Origin of the sequence: Roseomonas sp. TAS13 (assembly GCF_001950415.1) — a bacterium.
GTDB lineage: Bacteria > Pseudomonadota > Alphaproteobacteria > Acetobacterales > Acetobacteraceae > Roseomonas > Roseomonas mucosa.
Genome location: NZ_BDLP01000565.1, coordinates 1 through 2006, shown reverse-complemented (window position 1 = coordinate 2006; position 2006 = coordinate 1). Strand labels below are relative to the sequence as shown.

Genomic DNA, 2006 nt, shown 5'->3' with positions numbered 1-2006 from the left:
GTGATCAAGAGACAGCTTGAGCAGGATCTGCGCCGCGCCCATGCCCATCACGCCCGGCAGCGTCCAGCCAGGGATCGGCACCGGCCTTTCCTGCGCTCCGGTCGCCAGCAGCACGCGCCGCGCCTCGATCTCCGAGGAAGCGCCGCCATGCAGCACCGAAAGCAGCCCGGCTTGCCGGTCGAGGTGCCAGAGCGTGGTGGAGGGGCGGTAGCCGATGCCCTTCGTGGCCCGGAACTGGCGCGCCAGCGCGGCGCCCTGGGTGGCGAATTCGCCCTGGAGGGCCGGGTCGCCGGAGGCGGCCTCCACGGCGCGGAAGACCTGCCCGCCCGGCGCCGGCTGCTCGTCCAGCACGGTCACGGAAAGGCCCAGTGCCGCCGCCTCGATGGCGGCGCCCATGCCGGCCGGACCGGCACCGACGATGGCCAGATCGACAATGGAACCGGCGGCCATCACGCGCCCTCCCCCACCATCTCCGGCCGCGCCCGGCGCGCGCCCTGCTGCGGCACGATCCGCATGCCCGGCGCCACCGTCACCATGCAGGACTGCCGGTTGGCCACGCCGTCGATCTCGGCGAGGCAATCGAAGCAGACGCCCATCATGCAGTAGGGCAGGCGCGGCGAGCCCTTCACCGGCGTGCTGCGGATGGCGGGAAGGCCCGCCAGCAGCACGGCGGCGGCGGCGGAAGCGCCTTCCGGCACCTGCACGCTGCGCCCATCCACGAAGACCTCCACCTGCGCCGCGCCGGGCGCGCGGGCCTCAGGCCGCTGTGCGAACATCGTTGAAACGCCTTGCGCTGAAGGGGGCCATCTCCGGCGGAAGCTCGCCGGCGGCGATCATCGGGGCCAGCCGGTTGGCATGCGCCCCGGCCAGGGTGACGCCGGAATGGCAGTTGGCGGTGAAGGCGCCGGGGAAGCGTTCGGACTGCTCGTAGAGCGGCAGCCCGTCCGGCGACATGATGCGCAGCGCCGACCAGGCGCGCACGATGTTCAGCTCGGCGATCCAGGGAAAGGACAGCACTGCGCGCCGTGCCATGCCGCGCATGATGCCGGGCGTCTGGGTCAGGCTGTCGTAGCCCGCCTCCTCCTTGCTGTCGCCCATCATCACCGAGCCCTCGTCGGTCTGCCGCACCGTGGTGGTGGGCATGGGCAGCAGCATGCGGGTGCGCTCCGTCACCAGCACCTCGCCCCGCTGCGGCCGCACCGGCGCGGACAGGCCGAAGCGCGGCGCCAGCTCCAGGTTGCCCAGCCCGGCCGCCAGGACCAGCCGCGGCGCGCGATGCGCCTCGCCCGCCGCCGTCACCGAGAAATCGCCCGGCGCGGCGGTGCTTTCCTCGACCTTCGCATTCGGCTTGTACACGCCCCCGGCCTCGCGGAAGGCGGCGTGCAGCCCGCGCAGGAGGTAGAGCGGGCTGGCATGGCCGTCATAGGGCGTCCAGCTCGCGCCCACGACCGCCTTGCCGATGCCGGGCATCATGTCGCGGACCTCGGCATGGCGCAGCATGCGGTATTCCATGCCGAGATTCCCGGCCTCCCGCTGCAGCCGCGCCATGTAGCCGGCGCGGGCCTCGAACTCCTCCTCGGAAAGGCAAATATGCAGGCCGCCCGGCTGGTGCAGCGCCGTGTCGAGCCCGGTGCGCTCCGCCAGCTCCCGCGCCAGCGCCGGCCATTCCTCGGCCGAGCCGCGCGTCCAGCGCTGGTAGTGCGGCGCGCCCAGCCCTTTGGACTGGACCCAGACCAGGCCGAAATTGCCGCGGCTGGCGCGGTGGGCGACATCGCCCTCATCCAGCAGCAGCGTCGCGAGGCCCTGCTTCGCCAGGCCATAGGCGATGGCGGTGCCCACCAGCCCGCCGCCCACCACGATCGCGTCGTGGGTGCTCATCGGTTATCGTCCTTGTTGCAGCGGGGATGCCTTGTGGTCGGGCCCCGGGGAAGGCTCTGCCTCCCCCGGCCCCCCTCCGCCGGGGCTGTCTCTTGATCACATCTACGCACAGCTCCACCGTAAGGCGA

Annotated in this window: 3 protein-coding genes; all 3 read right to left on the bottom strand. The window is 72.5% G+C overall.

Translation table 11 applies throughout. The annotated features are described in order from the left end of the window. The coding region (locus tag ROTAS13_RS23630) for an FAD-dependent oxidoreductase (RefSeq protein WP_139323543.1) at positions 1-450 on the bottom strand (450 nt) is incomplete at its 3' end. Beyond that, complete coding sequence (locus ROTAS13_RS23625) at positions 450-776, bottom strand: (2Fe-2S)-binding protein (protein ID WP_019462033.1); 327 nt, start codon at positions 774-776, stop codon at positions 450-452. The genes ROTAS13_RS23630 and ROTAS13_RS23625, both read right to left, overlap by 1 nt. After that, a complete protein-coding gene (locus tag ROTAS13_RS23620; RefSeq protein ID WP_075823588.1) occupies positions 757-1878 on the bottom strand; it encodes an FAD-binding oxidoreductase in 1122 nt (373 codons plus the stop codon). Before ROTAS13_RS23620 ends, ROTAS13_RS23625 begins: the two co-directional genes overlap by 20 nt. Positions 1879-2006 lie beyond the last annotated feature (128 nt).

Coding starts and splice junctions, on each gene's coding strand:
- ROTAS13_RS23625 (WP_019462033.1), bottom strand. CDS start 776: ATGTTCGCACAGCGGCCTGAGGCCCGCGCGCCCGGCGCGGCGCAGGTG.
- ROTAS13_RS23620 (WP_075823588.1), bottom strand. CDS start 1,878: ATGAGCACCCACGACGCGATCGTGGTGGGCGGCGGGCTGGTGGGCACC.